Source organism: Ruminococcus gauvreauii (assembly GCF_025151995.1).
In the GTDB taxonomy this organism is placed as follows: Bacteria; Bacillota; Clostridia; order Lachnospirales; family Lachnospiraceae; genus Ruminococcus_G; species Ruminococcus_G gauvreauii.
Genome location: NZ_CP102290.1, coordinates 782,298 through 804,412 on the forward strand (window position 1 = coordinate 782,298; position 22,115 = coordinate 804,412).

The 22,115-nt window shown below is 42.3% G+C and carries 18 protein-coding genes, 2 pseudogenes and 1 riboswitch; of the genes and pseudogenes, 3 read left to right on the forward strand and 17 right to left on the reverse strand.

Going from position 1 to position 22,115, the window contains the following annotated elements; all coding sequences use genetic code 11:
* Nucleotides 1–66 precede the first annotated feature (66 nt).
* Nucleotides 67–399, forward strand: a complete 333-nt coding sequence (locus tag NQ502_RS03780; RefSeq protein WP_028529454.1) for a sporulation initiation factor Spo0A C-terminal domain-containing protein — start codon at nt 67–69, stop codon at nt 397–399.
* Between the two features lie 33 nt (nt 400–432).
* On the opposite strand, the gene NQ502_RS03785 is transcribed toward NQ502_RS03780, so the two are convergent.
* The 7 genes from NQ502_RS03785 to NQ502_RS03815 all read right to left on the reverse strand — a co-directional run bounded on the left by NQ502_RS03785 (nt 433) and on the right by NQ502_RS03815 (nt 10,407).
* Nucleotides 433–567, reverse strand: a complete 135-nt coding sequence (locus NQ502_RS03785) for a response regulator (RefSeq protein WP_260046627.1) — start codon at nt 565–567, stop codon at nt 433–435.
* A 111-nt stretch (nt 568–678) separates the two neighbouring features.
* The gene (locus NQ502_RS03790) at nt 679–1,353 is read right to left on the reverse strand and encodes an HAD family hydrolase (protein ID WP_028529453.1); all 675 of its coding nucleotides are present in this window, start codon (nt 1,351–1,353) and stop codon (nt 679–681) included.
* A gap of 6 nt (nt 1,354–1,359) precedes the next feature.
* Nucleotides 1,360–5,643 carry a PAS domain-containing hybrid sensor histidine kinase/response regulator gene (locus NQ502_RS03795; RefSeq protein WP_028529452.1) on the reverse strand — a complete coding sequence of 1,428 codons (4,284 nt, stop codon included), beginning with the start codon at nt 5,641–5,643 and terminating at the stop codon, nt 1,360–1,362.
* Nucleotides 5,644–5,822: 179 nt separating this feature from the next.
* Complete coding sequence (locus NQ502_RS03800) at nt 5,823–7,037, reverse strand: aminotransferase class I/II-fold pyridoxal phosphate-dependent enzyme (RefSeq protein ID WP_028529451.1); 1,215 nt, start codon at nt 7,035–7,037, stop codon at nt 5,823–5,825.
* Nucleotides 7,038–7,460: 423 nt separating this feature from the next.
* Nucleotides 7,461–8,207 carry an alpha/beta fold hydrolase gene (locus tag NQ502_RS03805; protein WP_028529450.1) on the reverse strand — a complete coding sequence of 249 codons (747 nt, stop codon included), beginning with the start codon at nt 8,205–8,207 and terminating at the stop codon, nt 7,461–7,463.
* A gap of 173 nt (nt 8,208–8,380) precedes the next feature.
* A complete protein-coding gene (locus NQ502_RS03810; RefSeq protein WP_028529449.1) occupies nt 8,381–9,562 on the reverse strand; it encodes a cation:proton antiporter in 1,182 nt (393 codons plus the stop codon).
* Between the two features lie 52 nt (nt 9,563–9,614).
* Nucleotides 9,615–9,687, reverse strand: a riboswitch (Fluoride riboswitch).
* A gap of 84 nt (nt 9,688–9,771) precedes the next feature.
* On the reverse strand, nt 9,772–10,407 hold the full coding sequence (locus NQ502_RS03815) for a GNAT family N-acetyltransferase (protein WP_028529448.1): 636 nt from the start codon (nt 10,405–10,407) through the stop codon (nt 9,772–9,774).
* 206 nt (nt 10,408–10,613) lie between these two features.
* Between NQ502_RS03815 and NQ502_RS03820 the strand changes: the two genes are divergently transcribed.
* The gene (locus NQ502_RS03820; RefSeq protein WP_028529447.1) at nt 10,614–11,741 is read left to right on the forward strand and encodes a zinc-dependent alcohol dehydrogenase; all 1,128 of its coding nucleotides are present in this window, start codon (nt 10,614–10,616) and stop codon (nt 11,739–11,741) included.
* Nucleotides 11,742–11,844: 103 nt separating this feature from the next.
* On the opposite strand, the gene NQ502_RS03825 is transcribed toward NQ502_RS03820, so the two are convergent.
* The 9 genes and pseudogenes from NQ502_RS03825 to NQ502_RS03865 all read right to left on the reverse strand — a co-directional run bounded on the left by NQ502_RS03825 (nt 11,845) and on the right by NQ502_RS03865 (nt 18,448).
* Nucleotides 11,845–13,257: an MATE family efflux transporter gene (locus NQ502_RS03825; protein WP_044983434.1), complete on the reverse strand. Its 1,413-nt coding sequence runs from the start codon at nt 13,255–13,257 to the stop codon at nt 11,845–11,847.
* Nucleotides 13,258–13,446: 189 nt separating this feature from the next.
* Nucleotides 13,447–13,854: a DUF3795 domain-containing protein gene (locus NQ502_RS03830; RefSeq protein ID WP_028529446.1), complete on the reverse strand. Its 408-nt coding sequence runs from the start codon at nt 13,852–13,854 to the stop codon at nt 13,447–13,449.
* A gap of 13 nt (nt 13,855–13,867) precedes the next feature.
* Nucleotides 13,868–14,506 (reverse strand): class I SAM-dependent methyltransferase, encoded by a 639-nt coding sequence (locus NQ502_RS03835; protein WP_044983433.1) that lies wholly within the window; start codon nt 14,504–14,506, stop codon nt 13,868–13,870.
* Nucleotides 14,507–14,622: 116 nt separating this feature from the next.
* A complete protein-coding gene (locus NQ502_RS03840) occupies nt 14,623–14,946 on the reverse strand; it encodes a DUF3795 domain-containing protein (RefSeq protein WP_341349428.1) in 324 nt (107 codons plus the stop codon).
* Nucleotides 14,947–15,206: 260 nt separating this feature from the next.
* Nucleotides 15,207–16,158 (reverse strand): annotated as a pseudogene (locus NQ502_RS03845) (virulence RhuM family protein).
* A gap of 223 nt (nt 16,159–16,381) precedes the next feature.
* The gene (locus NQ502_RS03850) at nt 16,382–16,930 is read right to left on the reverse strand and encodes a hypothetical protein (RefSeq protein ID WP_028529444.1); all 549 of its coding nucleotides are present in this window, start codon (nt 16,928–16,930) and stop codon (nt 16,382–16,384) included.
* Between the two features lie 19 nt (nt 16,931–16,949).
* Nucleotides 16,950–17,804 (reverse strand): KilA-N domain-containing protein, encoded by an 855-nt coding sequence (locus NQ502_RS03855; RefSeq protein WP_028529443.1) that lies wholly within the window; start codon nt 17,802–17,804, stop codon nt 16,950–16,952.
* A gap of 54 nt (nt 17,805–17,858) precedes the next feature.
* Nucleotides 17,859–18,152, reverse strand: coding sequence for a hypothetical protein (locus NQ502_RS03860; protein WP_028529442.1), 294 nt, complete (start codon nt 18,150–18,152; stop codon nt 17,859–17,861).
* Nucleotides 18,152–18,448: a hypothetical protein gene (locus tag NQ502_RS03865; RefSeq protein WP_044983432.1), complete on the reverse strand. Its 297-nt coding sequence runs from the start codon at nt 18,446–18,448 to the stop codon at nt 18,152–18,154. The genes NQ502_RS03860 and NQ502_RS03865 overlap by 1 nt, the downstream gene beginning before the upstream one ends.
* Nucleotides 18,449–18,896: 448 nt before the next feature.
* Between NQ502_RS03865 and NQ502_RS03870 the strand changes: the two are divergent.
* Nucleotides 18,897–20,289 (forward strand): annotated as a pseudogene (locus NQ502_RS03870) (transposase).
* Nucleotides 20,290–20,560: 271 nt separating this feature from the next.
* On the opposite strand, the gene NQ502_RS03875 reads toward NQ502_RS03870, so the two are convergent.
* Nucleotides 20,561–22,033: an FRG domain-containing protein gene (locus NQ502_RS03875; RefSeq protein ID WP_028530192.1), complete on the reverse strand. Its 1,473-nt coding sequence runs from the start codon at nt 22,031–22,033 to the stop codon at nt 20,561–20,563.
* Between the last annotated feature and the right edge of the window lie 82 nt (nt 22,034–22,115).

The following is a 22,115-nucleotide window of genomic DNA, read 5'->3' on the forward strand; positions in this document are numbered from 1 at the left end:
ATTTATTCAATTTTTCCCCTAATCATTCGTATTCTTTTAGAATAAGACAGTTAGAGGAGAAACATCATGAAAAAAATCAATAATCTGATCCACGCGCTTGGCATACATGCAACATACCGTGGTTACCATTATTTATGTTATGCACTGCAGCTCTGCCTTGAAGATGAAAATTACATCCTTTTCGTCTGGAAATGGCTTTACAGCGATATCGCTGCTCACTATGGCAAGAGCCGCTCCAGCGTTGAACATGCTTTGCGCACTGTTGTCGCAGCATGCTGGAATTACGGCAACAGAAATCTTCTGCATAAGATCGCCGGTTATCAGCTGGAGCAGTGCCCCACCGTCGGAGAATTCATCTCAATTCTGGTCCATTATCTGGAATCACAGGAAGAAGACTGACCCTCATGAGCAGGCCAGTCTTCCTTTTACATTTTACCCCCGGACTATAGAAGATTCTTCAGAATGCTGCAGATCGACAGGCTTCGGAACAAACTCCGTCATTCCGGCAGCAAAAGCCGCATCTGCGTCTTCCTGGAACGAATTTGCAATCCGCTTTTTCCTCCACACTCAGATAAACTTCTCCTCCTGCCGGATACGCACCGGATCCCCGTCCAGAAAGTCATGCCTCACATGCCGCGCCATATGGAATTCTTCCCAATCCCGCACTGTGTTTTCTCTTCATACGGATTCCTCCCCGTCAATCAAAGGCAGAACCTCTGACAAGTCATGCACTACCATAACGTCATCGTATGATTTTCCCTTCGTTCTTTGTACGAGAACAGGCCGTATCCCTGCCGCTCTGGCACCCAGCACATCAGAGCCGTAGGAATCACCGATATGCAGCACCTCATCCGCATTGCACCCGCTTACCTCCAGCGCCTTATCGAACAGCTCCCGGTGCGGTTTGCAGGCACGGACCATGCCTGCGCAGATTATGCCCGCCGGCCGAAGCTGCTTATCTTCCATGCTCTTCGTTACATACTCGATCCCGTTATTGCTGATCATATAGATTGGCACCGGGCATAGATCGAAAAACTCTCTTGCATCCGGGAACGCCGGGGCACATACCCAGAATGCACGAATCAGTTCATGCAGTTCCCTCAGATTTTCTTTCAGATGAATTTGCTCGGTAAGGATTTGCAGGATCTTATCAACAATCTCATCTTCCGTCAGATAATTTTCCCCACAGCTATTCTCCTCATACTGTTTCATAAGTTTCCACCAGAGCGCCAGAACGGCCTGAGGATCATGCAGGTCACTGTTCTGACACACACGTCTTACTACCTCTCTGATTTCTTCACCGTCCTCCTTCACCGTCGTTCCCGTGTAATCTATAAATACTGCTTTTATCATAGCTTTTCAACTTACTCCTTTTTTATCCAATACACTCTTTAAGGTCGCCCGCAGGATATCCATATCGATCGGCTTTGACACATGTGCCGTCATGCCGGCTTCCGCCGATTCCTGAATATCCTCCGTAAATGCATTGGCCGTCATTGCGATGATCGGAATACTTCCGGCATCCACGCGCCCCATGTTCCGGATTGCGCGGGTCGCATCATATCCATTCATGCAAGGCATCTGAATATCCATCAGTATCGCATCGTACGTGCCAGGTTTGGCATTCCGGAACAAGTTCACCGCCTGCTGTCCGTCCTTTGCGAGCACAGTTTCCGCTCCGTGCAGCAGCAGCAGTTCACACAGAATCTCAGCATTAATATCATTATCTTCCGCCACCAGAAAATGCCGCCCCAAAAAGCATGTATCGTTTCTGTCATCCGCCGGCTCTCCTGAAACCTGTTCCCTGACTGTTTCCACTTTCTGTACGGTCTCAAACTCCAGTTCCACGCTGAACGTCGTTCCCTCATTCACCCGGCTATCTACGGAAATACTGCCTCCCATCAGATTTACCAGCCCTCTTGTGATACTGAGCCCCAGTCCCGTACCCTCAATGCGCCGGGCACTGTAATCACGGCTGAAGGGAACAAAAATATTCTCAAGATACTCTTCCGGCATGCCTATCCCCGTATCCCGAACCTGAAAGCGATATCGCACACGCCCCGCATGCGGTACAGGCTGTATTTCTTCCACAAGGAAGTCCACCCGTCCGCCCTTTGGTGTGAATTTCACCGCATTGCTCAGAATATTGATGAGTATCTGACTGATTCGCAGGGAATCCCCCCAAAAATACTCCTGGGAGATCTTCTCCATCCTGAGTGCAAGGCAAAGCCCTGCCTCATTTGCCTGCGGTTCCATGATCGCATAAATCTGCTGTATCAATTCGCAAAGCGACACCGCTCTGCAGTTTAATGTAATCTTGGATCGCTCGATCCTGCTCATATCCAGGACATCATTGACAAGGCTCAGCAGATGTCTGGATGCAACGGTTATTTTATGCAGACAGTCGGCAACCCGGTCCGTGTTATTCAGGTGCGCCTGTGCCAGCGTTGTCATTCCTATGATGGCATTCATAGGAGTCCTGATGTCATGACTCATAGCAGAGAGGAAATCGCTTTTAGCGAGGTTTGCCTCCTTTGCAAGTATCAGTGCTTCCTCCAGCGCTTCTTTGCTCTGCCGTTCAGCCGTCAGCATATCCGTCACATCTGCCCGGACCATGCATACGGTTCTGTGGTTCTGATCTCCCCACAGGACATTCACCTGCTTGTACCGTATCTCCGTCTCCGCCTGATATGGGATCACAAAATCATAACCGGCCGGTTCCTCCTCCAGCCGCTGCAGCATGTTTTCCAGAAAAAAATTGTCAAATGCTTCGGCTTTGTTCTCTTCCGTAACATATCTGTTGACAAATTGTATGACCGATTCATTATAATGCTCAATGATATGCGGAGGCAGGTTTTCCAGCACTGCCCGGCGCGTAAACATAGTAAACTGTTCCTTCCTGATATTGATAAAACCCATCAGTTCAAACGTATACGCCAGCATATTCAGCAGACCCTGCTGTTCTCTGACCGAAGCTGTGATGTCTGTGCACATCAGACATGCCCTGCCCAGACGCATGTCGATTGCCGAAACCGTAATATTTTTTGTTCTGATATCATGTTTTTCATCCAGAACAGAATAAGAAAATGTATAATTTCCTTCTTTGTCAAGCCTTCGGCGCATTTCTTTTATGTCCAGCCCTCTGGCATACTCTTCTCTGTCCTTCGGCACAACCGAGGACTCAAGCATAAGCTTTACCCGTTCTGAAAGCCGTCCGCACTCTGCCGGAACATTGCCGGCATCAGGATTATATGACAGCAGCGTAAAGTAATCCCGGTCGAGATTCAGATCCATCACGACATCATGGCTTGCCTCTGAAAGCTGGTGCAGAATCCGTTCAGATACCATCTGCTCTGTGATATCCGTTACCGTCAGTATTCCGGTAATATCACCGGTATCAGGCGCCTCCAGCAGATTAACATTAAACTGCACATAACGTCCCTTCTGATCACCCGGCAGCCTTATGAAGCAATTGAGAATGTGTTCCATCTTCCCACCTGCAAATGCCTTCCTCATCGGCTCATTGAGGTAAGTATCCACAAAAACAGCCCGTTCTTCCTCGTCTTCGATAAAACCCGCTATGCCGCTAAAAAAATCCTCCCGTTTTCTGCCAAAAGTCTGAAGCAGGCCGGAATGTGTATAATCGATGATCTCCAATATCCGGTTCTTTGATACATTACAATGACCAATAATCAATGCATCCGGTCCGGGGGTACGATAATGCTGGAGAATGATTTCTTCATACTGGCGCCGGATCTGCTCTTTCTCCTCGACATTCTGGCTGATATCCGTATACATACAGTAGAGTCTGCGCACGCCGTCCGTCATCTGAATCAGTGACAGCGTCAGTCTGGTCCAGATATATCCCCCGTCACCCAGTTTCATCCGGCCGGTCAGTTCACAATGCCCCTCCCCTTTTTCCATATACTTTCTAAGTGTTTCCAGGTTTCCCTCCCGGTCATCCGGATGTACCCCTGCAAAAAGGTCATGTTCATATAACTCTTTGACCTCTTCGACAGTCATATGGGTCATCGCCGCAAGCCCGTCAGAGACAAATTCCAGTCTCATGGTGCCATCCTTCTCACAGCAGATAACGGAAACCCCTCCCGGCAGCTTTTCCACGACATTCCTGAAATATATCTCCAACAGTTCTTTTTCTTTTCTTGTGTGTGCTTCCTCCGTGATATCCCTGATATATTTCACGTAGGCCGGTATTCCGTTCCAGTCCAGTTCCCGATAACGGGTGCTGAAAACCCGGTCTGTATCCCCCGTCTGCATCTCATGCTCCTCGCCCTCTGTGCCGTCCTTGCGCAGTGTACAGAATTCACATGGTGCATCTTTGTGGAACAGTATCTCATAACACTTCTTTCCGAGATAATCCGTTCCCTTCATAATGGAATTTCTGGGTTCATTAGCATACAGCAGATCATAATTCGCCTTGTCGATCACATAAATCCCATCCGTCATTTCATCGGCCATGTTCTGGAACAGTCGTGCTTCTGCAGACATACCGGTAAACACCGCATAAAATCTCGCATCCTCTGAGACTTCTCCCATACGGCGTCCGTTCAGATGAACCCATATCAGGTTTCCGTCTTTGTGCCGCATCCGGTAAGAAATATCCAGCACGCCCCCGTTCTCAAATGCAGCATATACCGATGCCTTTACGCGTTCTCTGTCCAGTTCGCAGACGGCATCAAAGATATCGTGTTTGCACATCCCCTGGTACTCTTTTCGGCTATGACCTGAAAGCGCCATCGCCCCGTCTGAAAAAAAGACCGGAACCAGCCGCTTCCCCTTCATACGATAGCTTGCGATTCCTCCTGGTATGGAGTTCACAAGATATTCCAGTTCCAGCTTTGCCTGTTTCAATTCTGTAACATTATGGAAGACACAGTGAAGCAGAGGACAGCCGTCCTCCTCCCCGATCCACTTTACATGTGCATGCACCCACACGATATGTCCATCCCTGTGCTGTTTGCGGAATTCAAACTCTTTTGTGCCGCGGCATCTGATCACTTCCCTGGCTTTTGACACCACCATGTCCATATCCTTCCAGTATGTCATCAAAGCCGCGTCCTGCATCGTCAGTTCCCGGTACTCTTCCACCGTATACCCTGACAACTCCGGCACGCCATCTGAAAAATAAACGGTTTCAAAGATATCCGATACCTTGTAAATCGCAACCCCACCCGGTATGGCATTGATGATGTCCTGCATTTTATCATTAATGCCTGTCAATTCGTTTCTCAGGTGTTCCTGCTCATTCGTCAGTTCTTCCTCTTTTCTTTTTTCAGTGATGTCCAGTATGTACTCAATATGTGCGGGAGTTCCCGCCCAGTCTATGATTTTTCCGCTGAGCTGATAGAGGCGTTTGTTGCCCGGATGCCGGAATTCCCGGGCCCAGAGTTCTGAATGGCTCATCTTTCCGATCCGGCAAAAAGGACACGGTTCATCAAAACCGGCAGCCTGGTAGCAGGTAAGTCCACGGATATCCACATTCTGTTCCAGAAATAAATCTCCGGCCATACGGTTTACGTATAACAGCTTCATGGTGTCGATCGATGTGACGAACACAGCCAGCGGCGCATTGTCCAATACCACCGTCATCTGGTCCATTGAAAGCTGATTATCCTCTGTCATATCCGTTTTCCTCCTTCGGTTTTTCCTGTGCTGATCAGCCATACCCCTGCCGCCGCATCCCTGTAGACAAGGTGTGCGGCGCCTTCAAATGCTTACGAAACATTAAGTTTATTATATATTCCCGCACTAACTCTGTAAAGCATTGAATGCGCGAAAGATGCATGTAAGCCCGGACGGAATTATTGATGATAATAGCTTAAAAAGTCTGCCATATTACCGACTGCCTCCTCCAAAACTTCAACTCTGGGAAGATATACGATCCTGAAATGATCCGGCTGCTCCCAGTTGAATCCTCCTCCGTGTATAATCAAAATCTTCTTATCCCTCAAAAGATCGAATGCAAACTGTTCATCATCCCTGATATTGAACTTCTTTATATCCAGTTTGGGAAAAATATAGAAGGCTGCCTTCGGTTTTACCGCAGTTATCCCCGGTATGTCAGTCAATGCCTTATAAATATATTCTCTCTGTTCATATACCCGGCCGCCCGGTACAATATAATGATCGACACTCTGATGTCCTCCCAGGGCAGTCTGTACGATTGACTGTGCCGGTACATTAGAGCAGAGCCTCATATTGGAGAGCATATTAATGCCTTCAATATAATCCCCTGCCGCCCTTTTATTCCCGCTTAGGATCATCCAGCCGATCCGGAAGCCTGCAATCATATGAGACTTCGACAGACCGCTGAATGTCACGCAGAATAAATCAGGTGCCAAAGATGCGATCGAAACGTGTTCCTCCCCGTCCATCACAAGGCGGTCATAGATTTCATCAGAGAAGATTATGAGCTGATGATCTCTGGCGATATCGACAATCTGCTGCAGCACTTCCCTCGGATAAAGGGCACCCGTTGGATTGTTCGGATTAATAATAACAATAGCCTTTGTCCGGTCATTGATCTTCTTTTTTATATCATCCAGATCAGGATACCACTCCGCCTGTTCATCGCAGACATAATAGACCGCCTTCCCTCCTGCAAGCGTAGCACACGCAGTCCACAGCGGGTAGTCCGGAGAAGGAATCAGAATTTCATCACCATCATCGAGCAGCGCTGACATACATAGATTTATCAGTTCACTGACACCGTTTCCTGTATAAATATCCTCTGTTGAAACATTCGGCAGCTTCTTGATCTGTGCATACTGCATGATCGCCTTCCTGGCAGAAAAAAGCCCCTTCGCCGAGGAATATCCTTCACATTCAGTCAGCTGCTGCCGCATATCATAGATTACCTCATCCGGTGTGCGAAAACCGAACGGGGCCGGATTGCCAATATTGAGTTTCAGAATCTGTGTTCCCTCTCCCTCCATCCTGGCAGCTTCTTCCACAACGGGTCCTCTGACATCATATAAGACATGTTCCAGTTTTGACGATTTTTTAAATTCACGCATCTCTTTTCCTCCCGACACAGCAGCATCTCCGCTGACTTTTGATTTCTCCTGGGGTTCTTTTCCAACCAGCCAGTCTTCTCCTACATGCAGTTCTCCGGCTAAAAACCGTAAGATCTCTGCCCTCGGCACTGTTTTTCCACTCACGTATTGACTTATATGGCTCTTGCCAAGCTTAATCCCCTGTTCTTCCGCTGCTCTGACCAGATCAATCTGTTTCAAACTCTGACTGTCCATTGCACTTTTCAACCTGTCTGCAAACGTTTCTTTATACATCTTTACCTCCGTAGTTCAATTTTTGTTCAATGGTTCAATTTATTTTGTTATAAATCTTATCATATCCAGCGCATGAGTTCAATATTTTTCAAGAAAGTTCAATAAAAAGAGGAGCCATTGCTGGCTCCCCATCTGCAAATCTATGTTTTATCATTCCAAAAATCTGCAGATAACTTCGGCAGCACGTTCCCCGCAGGATAAAATCGCAGGATGAACGCCTTCTGCGAACACACAGATTTCCGCCCCCGTCCTGGCGGCTATTTCACGGTACTCCTCCCGGAAATCCGCTCTGGACATTTCATCCCCTTCACTGCCCATCAGAAGCAGCGGAGCCTGCAGGCTCTCAAGCGGTTTATTAAATAACGGCAGCTTTTCCGCGGCACACTGAAGCAGCGCCCTGGTATCCATATCTACGATACGTTCCCAGTCTTCTCCCTGGCACCACTTGTAGAACATGATTCCCATTTCATCTTTCCCGGCACTCGTCCTCTCCTGAATCAGATTTTCAGAAAAATCGTCTGCCAGTGTCCTGCCGTCAAAACTGTCCGCCACTACTTTGCCAACCAGATCAGGGCGTTCCAGGGCAGCATTGACAGCGACCCATGCACCGCCGCTGGTTCCCACTAGATTTACTTTTCCCAGGTTCAGATGCTCCATCAATGCGATCGTCTGTCTGGCCTCTTCCGCCCACAGATCCGCCGGGAATTCCTCCACGCGCTCTGATTTTCCATGTCCCAGAAAATCAATGAGGATCACATGAAATTTGTCTTCGTATAACGGAAGAAGAAGTTCAAACATCCTGGAAGACGCCGTATTCCCATGTAAAAACAGCACTGGTTTTCCGCTGCCTGTTTCTGTGTAATAAATCCTTTTAGACTGATAATTAAAATATGACATTGTTTTACCTCCTGATCATGAAATTGTTTTTCACTGTCTGATCAGCAAGGCCATGCAAACACCAACGCCTTGCTGTCAGTGTTTTGTAATCCGGATACCCATATATTTACAACCTCCGTTCTTAATCTGTTTCTATTGTACCACGCGCTCAGATGAACTTCATCAAATTCTTCCTATTTTTCTTTTGAAAGCAATTTTTTATAGGTGACTTCAATTCCCAGTGCCCCGGCGGGGGCAGTGATTAAAATAGAAACTACGGCAGCTGTCAGCACGATATTTCCGCAGGGCAGCCCTCTGGCCAGTGCAACGCCGCCGATAGCCGCCTGCACGGTCGCCTTCGGTATCTGTGAAATCATGCAGAAAATGCGTTCCTTCCTGTTCAGTTTTGTACCCACCACACACAGATATGTGCCTGCCAGCCGGAAGATCAGACCAATGAGCAGCATCAGGACCATCATAATCCCTGCTGATAACGCATATTTGACATTTACCACAGCCCCAACCAGTACAAACAGTAAGATCTCTGCGGGAACCCATATTTTCGAAAATTTGCCGGTGATCCGTTTTGCCAGAATATCATATCTGTTGTAAATCGTAATGCCCATGCTCATGACCGCGAGCAGGCCGGAAACGGCAACGATACCCTCCAGTTTCTCTTCAAGCGTGACAAACAGAAATGAAACACAGAGAAGAATTATAACTTTTACGGTGTCTCTCATATGAAACCGCTGAAAGAACAGAACAAGAACCATGCCCCCTGCAGCACCAAGAACGATTCCCAGAACGATCGACACAGGAACCTGCAGAAACTCGGCGGCAGATACCTTTCCGCCCTGAGCCAGGGATATCAGCGCAGTAAAGACCACGACCACATAAACGTCATCCGCCGAAGAACCCGCGACGATCATCTGCGGAATTCCTTTTTTTGTCCCCCATCCTTCATCGATAAGTTTAGACATAGACGGCACAATGATCGCGGGTGACACCGCCCCCATCACGGCTCCGATGATCCCTGCCTCCAGCAGAGAGATCCCCATCAGCCCGGGCGCAAACAGCAAATATGCGATAATCTCCATTGTCGCGGGCAAAAAGCACAGGAGTACAGCCGGACGCCCTACTCGCTTCAGATCATTAATATCCAGTGTGAGTCCCGCTTTCGCCAATATTACGATGAGTGCAATCTGCCTCAAATCTGCCGATATGTTCAGGATACTGTCGTCCAGCAGATTCAGGACATATGGTCCCAGAATGATTCCTGCAGCCAGCATGCCGATGATATACGGCAGCCGCATCCTTTTAAAAATTGTCCCTGCCATCAAACCAAACAACATAATCAACGCTATACTCAATAACATGTTCTCTTCCTCCATACTTTAAATAAGCTCAAAAAAAGCTGATAACCCCTGCTTTTACACAGAAGTCATCAGCAATTATGCGCTTTTGGAATACTCCACGGGAGAACTTCATTCCCAGAATTTTATTTCTTAAATATTATCATGTTCAGTTTCTCCTGTCAATGTGATAATACAATTCTTCTGCTCCTTCCTGTATTTTTTGCTGACACTCACTGCAGGACGGCGTTGCTGTGAATATAAAATTCTTCCTGGCTTGGCTGATATTTTTTCTCCAGCTTTTCAAATCTCTCATCAAAGCGCTGTGCCTCGAGCTCGTCTATCTCAAATACAGGGCTTTGATGGTAGACCCACTTTCTTCCATCCAAAGCGTCTGGCTTCAGTACCTTGACCATCATTGCCGCCGGATATACCCCATTCTCCAAACAAATATTGTACTTTTTACAGCTCTTAAAACCGCGGCTCACATAGTTATTCGGATTTCCGAAGATGACAATCACATCGTAACCAAGTGCTAATGCCTGTTTAAAGGAGTGCTCCAGCAATTTTTTCCCATACCCCTCTCTTTGGTATTCAGGCAGAATGCAAAGTGGACCGAACGTAAGAATATCTTTTTCTTCCCCACACTCATCTGCCAGTTTTGCTTTCGTATACATGATATTTCCGATGATCTGATTATCGACCTCAATCACAAAATCCAGCTCCGGTATAAAGTCATCGTGAGACCGCATAATATTTACAAGATAATGCTCAACACACCCCGGAATATACAGGTTCCAAAAAGCCTTTCTTGTTATGTCTTCCACGTTGCCGAAATCTGTTTCGTTTTCATTCCTGATTTTAATCATTGACAGGCCTCCTGTAATCTTCTTATAGAATTCATTTCAAGCGTAAATCTATTTGATACATAATGCAAGTTCTTTTTTACTTCTAAAATAAATGCGCCATTGTGTCTGCATGTTACTAATACTCCTGTTACCTCCCATAAATATTCCCGGTATAGATTCACTTCATCTACAGATAATATTTTCAAATGATAACAGGAGGTATTACAATGAAAGCTGTCGTGTTTGATGGATTGCAGAAGGTAGAATGCAGAACGGTCAAGGATCCGGTGATAAAGAAAGACGATGATATCATAGTAAAAGTTACTTCCGCCGCTATCTGCGGATCGGATTTACATTTAGTTCACGGTTTGGTAAAGGGAATGTATGACGGATACGTCTTAGGCCACGAGACGATGGGGATTGTCGAAGAAGTCGGAAAGGAAGTGAAAGATCTGAAGAAAGGAGACCGGGTTGTCATCCCGTTTCCCGTGGCATGCGGACATTGTGAATTTTGTAATCATGGTGAATACAGTCAGTGTGACAATTCCAATGATTATGCCGAATCGGGCGGACTATTCGGATATAGTAAATATCATGGAAATTACCCCGGAGGACAAGCTGAGTATATCAGGGTTCCGTATGCCAATGTCGGACCTAAAAAAGTACCGGAAGGTTTGACAGATGAACAGGTTTTATTTGTGACCGACGTTCTGCCCACTTCCTACTGGGGAACAGAAATCGCAAACGTCAAAGCCGGAGATACCGTCGTTGTACTGGGCTGCGGCCCCATAGGGCTGATGACCATCAAGTGGTGTATCCAAAAAGGTGCCGGCCGGATTATTGCGGTTGACCGTGTCCATTACCGGCTGGAACACGCGAGAAGTTATGGCGTGGAAGTCCTGAACTTCGAAGAATATGAACAGGTAGGGGAATATATAAAAGATATTACCCACGGAGGGGCTCACGCTGTGATCGATTGTGTGGGACTCGATGGGAAAACCTCTGTCGTGGAGAAAATAGAAACAGCGTTCAAACTACAGGGAGCATCAAAATCAGCGATAGAAACAGCTTCCCAGTGTATCAGAAAAACCGGCACGGTAGCTTTAGTTGGTGTTTATGGCAATAAATATAATAATTTTCCTCTCGGAAATTTCTTTTCCAAAAATATTTCCTTGAAAATGGGACAGTGCCCTGCTACCAGATACGTCGATCTGATGCTGCAGAAAATTCAGAAAGGTGAATTTGATGCGACTGATATCATAACCCATAAGCTTTCCCTGGAAGAAGGAAGTCACGCTTACAGCATTTTTGATAAAAAAGAAGATAATTGTATAAAGGTAATATTAAAGCCTTAACATTCGGGATCTTTGCCTGGACAGGGTGCTGATGAGCGGGGGGCGGATGAGGGGGGCGGACATCGTCCCCCACTCATTCTTAATGTATAATCCTCTGACCCCCTTATTGTGATACAGCTGCCTTTTTCTGCGATTTCTTTAATGGTTCCCATTTTGTCATGTTAGTTAGTTCCCTCAGGACATGTTTCATGATAATCAGCATCACAAGAAATGTTACACCATCTGCAATCGGTGCTGAAAACAACGGCCCTTCCACACCAAATGAAATTGACAAAAATAACGCAAGCGGAACACTTAATGCAAAATCTCGAAGTAATGATAACCCCATAGACATTATGGGTTTTCCTAATGACTGTAAAAATACACTTGTTGCCTTTACCACGCAGCAAAGGATTATCGTACATAGGAAAATACGGAATGCCAGAACTCCAAATTCATTATATAAATCACTTTCACTTCCAAAAAGACTTAGTATTTGCAATGGAAACATTTCAAAGCAAACGGTAGCAATTAACCCGATGCAAACTTCAACAATCATCATTATCTTATAAATTTCTTTGACGCGCCCATACTGGCCGGCTCCATAATTATATCCAACAACAGGCTGAGAACCGGCTGCGACGCCAATTGTAAATGCTATCACAATCTGAAAGACTTTCATTACAATGCCAACTACAGTCATTGGTATATCAGCGCCATACCTGGACATTGCCCCGTATTTTACCAATACATTATTCATTACTCCCATAACGATTACAATCGATAACTGAGTAAGGAAACTGCTAATTCCAAGTGGCAATATACGCTTCAGCAAAGTTCTTTTGACGGCAAAACTCCCGGCATTCAGCTTAAAGGACTTTGTATGGAAAAGGTAATACACCGCTAATCCTGCGGATACAATCTGACCTGCGATTGTTGCGATAGCAGCACCTCTAACCCCCCAGTGAAATACAAATATTGCAATTGGATCAAGAATAACGTTGATCATGCAGCCAACTAACGTGGATATCATTGCAAATCGGGGACTCCCGTCTGCACGGATAACAGAACTTAATCCATTAGCGAACATAAAAAACGGAATTCCGATTACAATGATATTAAAGTAATCTCTGGCATATATCATATTATTTTCTGTTGCTCCGAATGAACTTAAGATCCTTTCGCGGGCAAATATGAAAACCAGCATGATAATAATGCTGCTGAGTATAAGCATAAGTACCGCATTACCCACTCCGTTTCTTGTACTGTCTGTATCTTTCCTTCCCTGGCATATACTGAGGAATGCGGCGCAGCCATCACCAATCATTAAAGCAGCTGCAAGCGCTATGACTGTGATTGGAAACACCACATTAGTAGCTCCATTTCCCAGATATCCAACCCCTCTTCCGATAAATATCTGATCAACGATATTGTAAAGTGATGAAACCAGCAAAGACATAATACACGGAATTGAAAATTTCATCATAAGTTTTCCAACTGGAGCCTCCGCCAGATATTGATTTGAATTTTGATTCATGTTATTCTCCTCCTTTTTTACACAAAAAAATAGCAGCTGAAATGTTGGCTTTCGCATTTCAGCTACCACCTATTTAATTTGTTGACTTTAGTATACCGTACATTCTCACATTTCGTAATACGTAATTATTACCAGAAATATACCCGTCTATATATGTGCATAATTACTAAATCAGCCTTACTTTCCTTTTCACCTTTTCCACTGGCACTCACTGCACTCTGCATCATGGACCGAAATGATTCCTCCGCATTCCGGACAGGTATATTTCTCTGTTTGCTGTGCCAGAAATTCAGCCATTCCCTGTTCTTTAACTGTTTGGCTATTTTCCATCAAGCTGGCATGGTAACGGACATTATAACTTTTTTCAAGCCGCTTTATCTGTTTACATGGATATTCAAAACACTCAAAGCAATATGTAATCTGCCGCTTTGCCGCACAATCCTTTATCCTGCATTTCCGACAATGCTCCGGTTTTCCCCGGTCACTTATCAGACAGCCTGCACAAGGCTTTTTATGATAACAATGCTTATAGCAAACCAGACAGTTCATCCCACAGGGGGCAAACATGACAGGTTCTATCTTTTCTGGCATCTTCATTTTCGATCCTCTCCTATTTTCGTTCTTCTGTCCGACAAGGTGACGTTCCCTTCCTTGCAGAAAAAAATAACACGGTGCCTCTTGTGTAGGATTCAATATCAGTAAATCCAGCCAATTCAAAAAACAATTGAAGTTCCTTCTGATTATACACCCTCACGTCACCTGTTCTGGAAAGTGGAAAAACTACGGTATTGGCAATCCACCGCACCACCGGAGAGAAAAATGGTTCTGCAATAAAAACTTTTCCGCTCTTCTTCAATATCCGCATACACTCATTGGCGAAAGCCTGGGGCGTTTCAAAGTGATGAAATGCACAAGACACCGTAATGACATCCATACTCTCATTTTCAAATCCGAGAGGAGTACAGGGACTTACCGCAAATGTACAAGCCGGATATCTTTCTCTGGCGGCGGCAATCATATTTTCAGAAATATCTATGCCAAACGCATTGACTTTCGCTTTTTGGGAAAGTTCTCCAAGCAGATACCCATTACCGCAGGCAACATCCAGAATGTTGTCTCCAGCCCTGAGCACAGCCTTTTTCACAATTTCTTCTTTATGAGGTCTTGTGTAATTGCCTTCTGGCGCAGAGTCATATTCCCACGCCATCTCATTATATACTTTTCGTGACTGTTCCGTCTTTTTCCCCACACCTGTTCCTCCGAATTCTATTTTCTGGTAAGTTCAGTTCACAACCTTACTTCTAAGTTACCGATGGCAGAGCAGCAGGTCTGTAAAACAAACTGGGCCATGTCAGACTATGTAATTTATCCTTTCAAATTTTCCAGAGCTTCGGGATTATCTGAGGTAATCACTCCAACAGTCTGACATTCTTCCATATCTGGACAGTCACCGCATGTCATCACACCTTTTTTTAATGCGCACTGACGAATATCGCAGAGACTATCGCAAAATACAGTTTTAATTCCTTCAACGCGGCAGCCTTGACAATTGATGTGTTCAGGCAGAATGGGCGCATTATTTAACTTTGCCCACAGCTTCGCAGTTTTTTCACGCAGCGCCTGATCGTCATTGATTGTTGCAAGATATGCATCGCATTTTTCACAATCCAGTCCGCAGTATGCAATCATATTTTTCAAACTTATGTACCTCCTCAAATTTTAATTGTTTTGTGCATCCTCTTTGCTCTGTAAATGATCTTTTCACCCATCAGCTAACTGCTTCAAATATCCCCATTAAAATCCACGGAAATGCTGCGCCTATACTGTGAAAGGCACTGATGGAATCAAGGTTTCCGCACCAGCAACGCCACTGTCTCGACTGTCTTTTCCTTGAGCAACCGAATTTGCTTGTTTTAACCGTCTCAAATTGCACACGGTTAAAATCCGGATTACTGCATTATCTCATTTTTTGTGTTCTCCTCTAATTCTAACAGATACTTATCATAGTCAGAGATGAACAATCTGTCTTGAATGATTAAGCCTTCTCTCCCAATCCTGCATGGTCAGCGGAATGTGTCTCAATGTCATATTTTCAGCAAAATCTAAATATGCTGTAACCATACGATTCAACTGTTTCATTTCATCCTGATTCAAATAATTTTTTGCAATCGTAACATCACTTTTCTTAATCTTGCCATCTAGTGACTCGCCCCATGTGGTTAGCCCCATATGCTCTTTTCTATGATCTGCTCTTTCTACAATCAACTCCGCTGCTGTATGACCGTGAACTGCAAAATGCATTCTGTTTTGGACTGTTGCATAAAATCTTTTCGTCGTAGCTGAGTTCCTATCATAATCTATTGCGGTCGCGTAAATATCTGTAATTTTCTGATAAAACTTTCGTTCACTCGCACGTATTTCCCTAATACGCTCTAACTGTTCCTCAAAATACTGTTCGGTCAAGTAGGTTCCGCGTTTTAGGCGTTCATCATCCATAACCCAACCTTTGATGGTATAATCTTTTACAATACCATTCGCCCACTTACGAAACTGCACAGCTCGCTCATTATTCACCTTAAAACCAACTGCAATAATCATTTGTAGGCTGTAATGTGCCACTTCCCGACTTACCTGACGTGTACCTTCCGTTTGAACTATTAAGCATTTCTTAATAGTTGAATCTGGCTCCAATTCCGAATCATCATATATTCTCTTTATATGTTGACTAACTGCAGCAACACTTACATCATATAATGTCGCCATCATCTTCTGCGTCAACCATATATTCTCATCCTCATAGCGCATCTCAATACTGTCCGGCTGATCTCCGATGGACGCAACGTAAGTCAGATATTCCGCTGCACTGGAACGGATCGTTATTTCTTCTTTTTTCCTTTTCAAATAATATTCCCTCCTTTCAATTCTGAGCATCTTTAAATCTATAATAATTCCCCATATCCGGATACAATTTCACATATGTATCCGGCTTGCTTTATTCTAATTTCGACAATAAAACACAGCTTTCATCCTGTTTTTCTAAGGGTAGAGAATTTTCTCCATCTTTATCTGTTTTCCTACCCAAAAGAACAACTGTCTCCACGGTATTACCAGATTCCCACAAAACTTATAGTTTCAACTTTTTTAATGCTTCTGCATATTTTCTATAATCAACTATTGTATCTTGAAAATCTTTTTGAGCTTCTTGAGGTAAGTCTTTAATAATCTCTTTCTCAACAAACTCTGCTATTTCTTTCATAGCGTCGGCTACGTCTTTTATTATCTGTTCAAATGTACTATTTAAGGTATAATGCATCAATCGATTTCTATATTGATAAATATGCATACTGGCAACGAATGTATATTCCATTTCACATACATTCTTTAATCTCAAAATTCCGGATTTAACATCAACACTTACAAAGTCTCCTGCCAAATAATCTGAATATTTAGCCTTATTCAAATCAGTAAAAATGAGCGTCCAATGTTCTTGCTCTAATCTATATTTAACAAGTAATTCCAAACAGTTTGCCAAATTCAATATAATATGTTTCATGGTTAATTCATCAAAATCACCCTGACTAAATAAATCAAAAAATGGATCTAACTCTACATTTACCATTTCCATAGAATCATGTATATTATTCAAAAAGAAAAGTTCATATTTCATACCCATTTACCCATCACTTTTTTACCTACTTCTTATTGGATCCCGCTTCTAATTTAGGCAGATTATTCAAGCTTACTGTTTCCAACGTTTGCAATTGCTGTACCGCCAATTGCCGAAGCAACCCCATTCTCTCCTTTTGTTTGTTCCCCTGGTTAATCAAAACCGCATTATAGCATTCCAGGTTTGCAAGCACCAATAACTGATTCAATGTTGCTACATCTCGCATATTTCCTTTCACCGTTGGATTTTCATCTTTCCATTGCCTCGCTGTCTTTCCAAATAAAACCACATTCAACATATCTGCTTCATTAGCATATGTATACGCTACCTGTGCGGGCGTTAATTCTGGTGGTATCAGATTATCCTTGATGGCATCCGTATGTATCCTATAATTTAACTTGGAAATTTCCCTGTTTAAATTCCAATTCAAAGATAATCGACTATTCTCATCTGTCTTTAATCTTCTGTAATCCTTCATGATATATAACTGGAACTCAGGAGAAATCCACGTTGCGAAAGACATGGCAATATCACTATGGGCATATGTTCCACCATAACGTCCTGCCTTTGAAACAATACCAATAGCGTTCGTAGCTTCTATCCATTTTTTTGGTGACATTGTAAATGCATTGGCTCCTGCCTGCTTTTTAAACCCCTCGAATTCGAGGGGTTTAAAATCTAAATTATGCAGCCTCTCCCATAATCCCAGGAATTCTATTACATCTCGATTTCTCATCCAGTTTTGAATAACTGCTGTAGGATCATCACTTTTATAGCGAGCAATATCTGTCAATGAAATAAATTCATTTTCAAAATCCTGCGTATAAATTCCAATATCTATTCCATTTGCATGGATTGTATCTTTAATTATTTTTCCCATCGCTTCTCCTGCAATCATATCATAATATTTTGAAACAACGCATCCTCTTTCCCTTTAAGGAAGTTCTATTGAATAACTATCTCCATCTTCCCACATTGCCCGATGTGCTTCAATATAAAATTTGATGCATCTCGGATATACATACAAATAGCTTCTGCACACTCTTTTATACAATCCCAATATCTCTTCATCGCATGCAAAGTCCAATAAATAGTCAAAAAGATGTGACAATTCAACCTCTGATGCTTTTCTACTACATACATCCTCGACCAATGGCAAATAAATCTCATAAGCTTCCTGATGTAATTGGCCTATCTGCTCTGCAATCTGATAAATCTTTTTATCCATTAGATTACCTCAAAATATTTAAGTGCATCCGTTATCGCTTCTAACTTTTCTTTCGGCGGATGCTTTCTCGGTTGTTTCAATTCTTCTACTGCCTTAGGGGCATCATATATTGTCAATCCTAAGAACCTCTTTATCTCCGCGATATAAGCAGTATGTACTTTAAATCCATATTTCTTCTCTACATACTCCTGTATCATTTTATATGTAATTTTCTGTTTGGGCTGATATTTCTTTGCACGCTCTGCTATCGCATCCAAAGGTACTTTACCCTCACCTTCTCCAAATTCCACTTTCACATTTATAGTGCTGTCTGGTGATTTGTGGGACAAAAGTACAATGGTTTCAACATGCGGTGAAAGTTGTCTTTTATACTACATGGCAAAAGATTTTCCTATCTTTTTTTATAGAGTACCTAACTTTGGGAATTACCCCTTTTGATGATTTTTCACCCCTCTTAGATAAAATTTACCCCTTTACCCCACATTAAATAGTAAATGCATCGCTGAAATGTATGCATTGTTTTCGCATAATAATATTTTTACTATATCAAGTTTGAAACAGCAACAACTTTTCTATATCCCACCTCTTAATAATATATTAATTATAGGCGTTTGCAAAACGCCATAAGCCTTGATTTTGCAGGCTTTTTTACTGTTTAAAATGGAATAACTCCTCACAGGTATGTTATAATTGAATTGTCGAGAAACAATTAAACAAAACCCTGAAAGGAGTTATCTTATGGCTATTATACCATGTAATCAGCTTTCATTGGCAGATGTTTTTTCAGATTGTCAGGAAATTTATGAATCTGACAAGCCTGAGTTTCTGTCACTTCTTCAATCAAACATCGATCTTGATGAAATTATTCCCGATTCCTTCCGGAATCACTTCTATGCATCAACGGGTAGATCCCGTAAATACCCTTTGCATGCCTTTTTATGGGCACTTATTATTCAGCGGATTTTTTCAATTCCGACTGATTCCTTACTTCTTGTTTTTCTCAAGTATTCCAGACATCTTCGTGAGTTCTGTGGCTTTACCAAAGTTCCTGATGCATCTAAAATCACTCGTTTTAAACAAGTCTTTCTTTCGGACTTACAATTAGTTTTCAATAACCTTGTTGATGTTACCGAACCTATCTGCCAAGCAATTGATTTTGAAAAAGCCAACATGACCATTTTTGATTCTTCTGGAATCGAAGCATGGGTAACTGAAAATAATCCAAAGTTTGCTAACCGAATCATCAAACAGCTAAAAGCCTATGCAAAAGCAAATCACTTTGATTCTAACTTTGACCCTTACAAGGCTGCTTATGGATCTATGCCAGCTCATTGTGCTTCTAATGTTCAAATCAAGCAGCTTTATGTCGATGGTCATTTCTGCTACGCTTATAAGATCGGTATTGTCACAAATGGTCTGGGCATTGTCCGTCATCTTGAGTTTTACAATAAGGACTTTTTATTGGCCCATCCTGAACTTGTTCCAAACAAGAAATCTGATTCTCCTGATGAAGATAAATCCATTCATGATGCAAGGCTCCTCATTCCAATGCTGCAGGACTTCTTCAAGGCGCATCCTCTGATAAATCCAAAAACTTTTCTTGGTGATGCTGCTTTTGATTCTGTAGGATTATATAAATCGCTTCTCACCGGTGATACATTTGGCGGGGACAAACACTTTAAGGCTGCATATATTCCCTTAAATTCAAGATCTCATCTTGAAAATGTTGATTACAAAATCAATGAAGATGGCATCCCTTGCTGTCCAAAAGATGAAACACTCCCAATGAAATATGAATGTATCTCCAAACTCCGCAGCGGGGTTCCAAGATACAAGTTCGTATGTCCTAAAATGATTTGGGATTATAATCCTGAAACGCAAAAATCACATCGTAAATGTACTTGTGATAGTCCTTGCACGAATTCCAAATGCGGCCGCATGATATACATTTATCCCGAAAAAGATCTTCGTGCCTATCCTGGTACACTTCGTGGTACTGCCGAATGGGATTCAATATATAAAATCCGTACAACAGTCGAACGTTCCATAAATCACTTCAAAGACTGCTTTGGACTTGCTGGTCGTAAGACTCAAAACGAAAGGACACTTCATGCAGACCTTATTCTTTCAGGAATAACACAACTTATTTCAGTCGTGCTAGCTGACAAAATACATCAACATCAATTTATACGAAGTATCAAACCGCTCATTGCGTAGGTCTTACCAACTTAATAGTTTCATAGCTTTATTAAGTGCGCCTATTTTATGAAAACTGTAACTTTTATCTTAGAATTGCTGCAATGCAGCAATTCTACCCTGTTTGGAATCAAGATTACGAACTTGTTTCGCAATTACCTAATATATTAATTATCTAAATTTCCTTTTTGATAAGTTCCTTCTATTGTGTTCTAAATTGATAGATTTCTTACAGCTAAATAGTATAATGCATAATTTCTCAAACACTTTTCATGCCATTTGTCATAACGCCACTCTAAAAAGCTATCTTGTTCCCCTTTTCCTATGTCATTACAAAGTTCCCAAGCTAAATCGTAAACACTTTGGCAAAAATTATAAGCACCTTCATAGTACATATCATATCGCTCCCCACCATGCTCTATATCATTTAAATCACCGAAAATTATTTTATGTCGTTTAATATAAGCCATATTTAAAACTTCGCCATATTTATCTCTCATAATATATCTATTTTGAAATAAATCATATGCACGTTCTACTTCTAACAAAAATTGTTTACATTCTTTAACAATTGGTTCTGTTAAACGCATAATTTCAAATATAGAAATTTCCTTATTTAGATTAACCATTCTTGAAGTTCGATAATTTTCATTAAATATTAAATTATAATTAGTGAAATTACTATTAGGAATCGTTCTCGCAATCCAATTAGAACTGGTAAGTCTCCTATCTTCTAAATCATGATACACATTAATCCATATTCGTGCTGATTTGCCATATTGGGTCTTGTATTTTATGTATACTTCATCTACAAGCCTTTGGATATCATCATCGGTAAATGACAACTCGGACACATATACACCCAATGTCACTTTTTGACCAAAAGATTTTTCTCTATTTTCAAATTCTTGGATATCATATGACAGTCTACTGTTTGACACAGCTTTTGCCTTATCATAAAGCAAATCACCATAAATTCCAATCATATTTAGATGTTCAATAATTTGGGGTTTTATATCATGTGGAATAATTATCTTTTTGATAATTCCTTCAATATCCAAGCTCCCTTTTTCCACTAAATTGTCTTCACGGTCAAAAGCATAACCAAAATAGATACCTGTTCCTCCTTGTATTATTGCTCTAGGGTTTGAATACGCTATACCCATGTCATAATCAATAACAGCATTTTTTGTAATAACTTCTTTAATTTCTTCATCAGATAAATCTAGATGTAATTCATTTTTCACTGCATCCTTTATTACTCGAAAGTTATATAAATCCCCTTGTGCTATTCGCATCAAAATTTTTATTTGTACACTGTTAAAATTGCATGCTTTATCTCTATCGATTATAAAAACAGCCCCATCTTTATCATGTTGTGTATCGTCTTCTATTACAAAATAAAGTGACACAGACGGATTTATAGACAAATCACATAAACGTGTCTTCTCACCCCAATGCTGTAATTCTAGTATTTTCTTTAAAACCTCTTCCGTCTGGACTAGACTAAATTTTCGACATTCTTCTGCCACCCTATCCTTCACACAATTCCCTCGAAATGCCCCTGGAACTATATCCCACTCAGAAACAGCTTGACCTCTAAATAAATTATTGCCTTTGTACTTCTCAACTATTTGATAATATTCTTCAACTGAATTTATTCTGATTGTTTCAACATCAATCATTAGAATTTCCCCCTCTTATCTATTATCAGTTTAAATTACATCATACACTACGAGTTTTTACACAGAAAAATAGTTGACTAAA

Excerpts from the sequence above, each read along its gene's own strand:
- NQ502_RS03780 (WP_028529454.1), top strand. The coding sequence starts at position 67 with ATGAAAAAAATCAATAATCTGATCCACGCGCTTGGCATACATGCAACA.
- NQ502_RS03790 (WP_028529453.1), bottom strand. The coding sequence starts at position 1,353 with ATGATAAAAGCAGTATTTATAGATTACACGGGAACGACGGTGAAGGAG.
- NQ502_RS03795 (WP_028529452.1), bottom strand. The coding sequence starts at position 5,643 with ATGACAGAGGATAATCAGCTTTCAATGGACCAGATGACGGTGGTATTG.
- NQ502_RS03800 (WP_028529451.1), bottom strand. The coding sequence starts at position 7,037 with ATGCGTGAATTTAAAAAATCGTCAAAACTGGAACATGTCTTATATGAT.
- NQ502_RS03805 (WP_028529450.1), bottom strand. The coding sequence starts at position 8,207 with ATGTCATATTTTAATTATCAGTCTAAAAGGATTTATTACACAGAAACA.
- NQ502_RS03810 (WP_028529449.1), bottom strand. The coding sequence starts at position 9,562 with ATGTTATTGAGTATAGCGTTGATTATGTTGTTTGGTTTGATGGCAGGG.
- NQ502_RS03815 (WP_028529448.1), bottom strand. The coding sequence starts at position 10,407 with ATGATTAAAATCAGGAATGAAAACGAAACAGATTTCGGCAACGTGGAA.
- NQ502_RS03820 (WP_028529447.1), top strand. The coding sequence starts at position 10,614 with ATGAAAGCTGTCGTGTTTGATGGATTGCAGAAGGTAGAATGCAGAACG.
- NQ502_RS03825 (WP_044983434.1), bottom strand. The coding sequence starts at position 13,257 with ATGAATCAAAATTCAAATCAATATCTGGCGGAGGCTCCAGTTGGAAAA.
- NQ502_RS03830 (WP_028529446.1), bottom strand. The coding sequence starts at position 13,854 with ATGAAGATGCCAGAAAAGATAGAACCTGTCATGTTTGCCCCCTGTGGG.
- NQ502_RS03840 (WP_341349428.1), bottom strand. The coding sequence starts at position 14,946 with ATGATTGCATACTGCGGACTGGATTGTGAAAAATGCGATGCATATCTT.
- NQ502_RS03850 (WP_028529444.1), bottom strand. The coding sequence starts at position 16,930 with ATGGGTATGAAATATGAACTTTTCTTTTTGAATAATATACATGATTCT.
- NQ502_RS03855 (WP_028529443.1), bottom strand. The coding sequence starts at position 17,804 with ATGGGAAAAATAATTAAAGATACAATCCATGCAAATGGAATAGATATT.
- NQ502_RS03860 (WP_028529442.1), bottom strand. The coding sequence starts at position 18,152 with ATGGATAAAAAGATTTATCAGATTGCAGAGCAGATAGGCCAATTACAT.
- NQ502_RS03875 (WP_028530192.1), bottom strand. The coding sequence starts at position 22,033 with ATGATTGATGTTGAAACAATCAGAATAAATTCAGTTGAAGAATATTAT.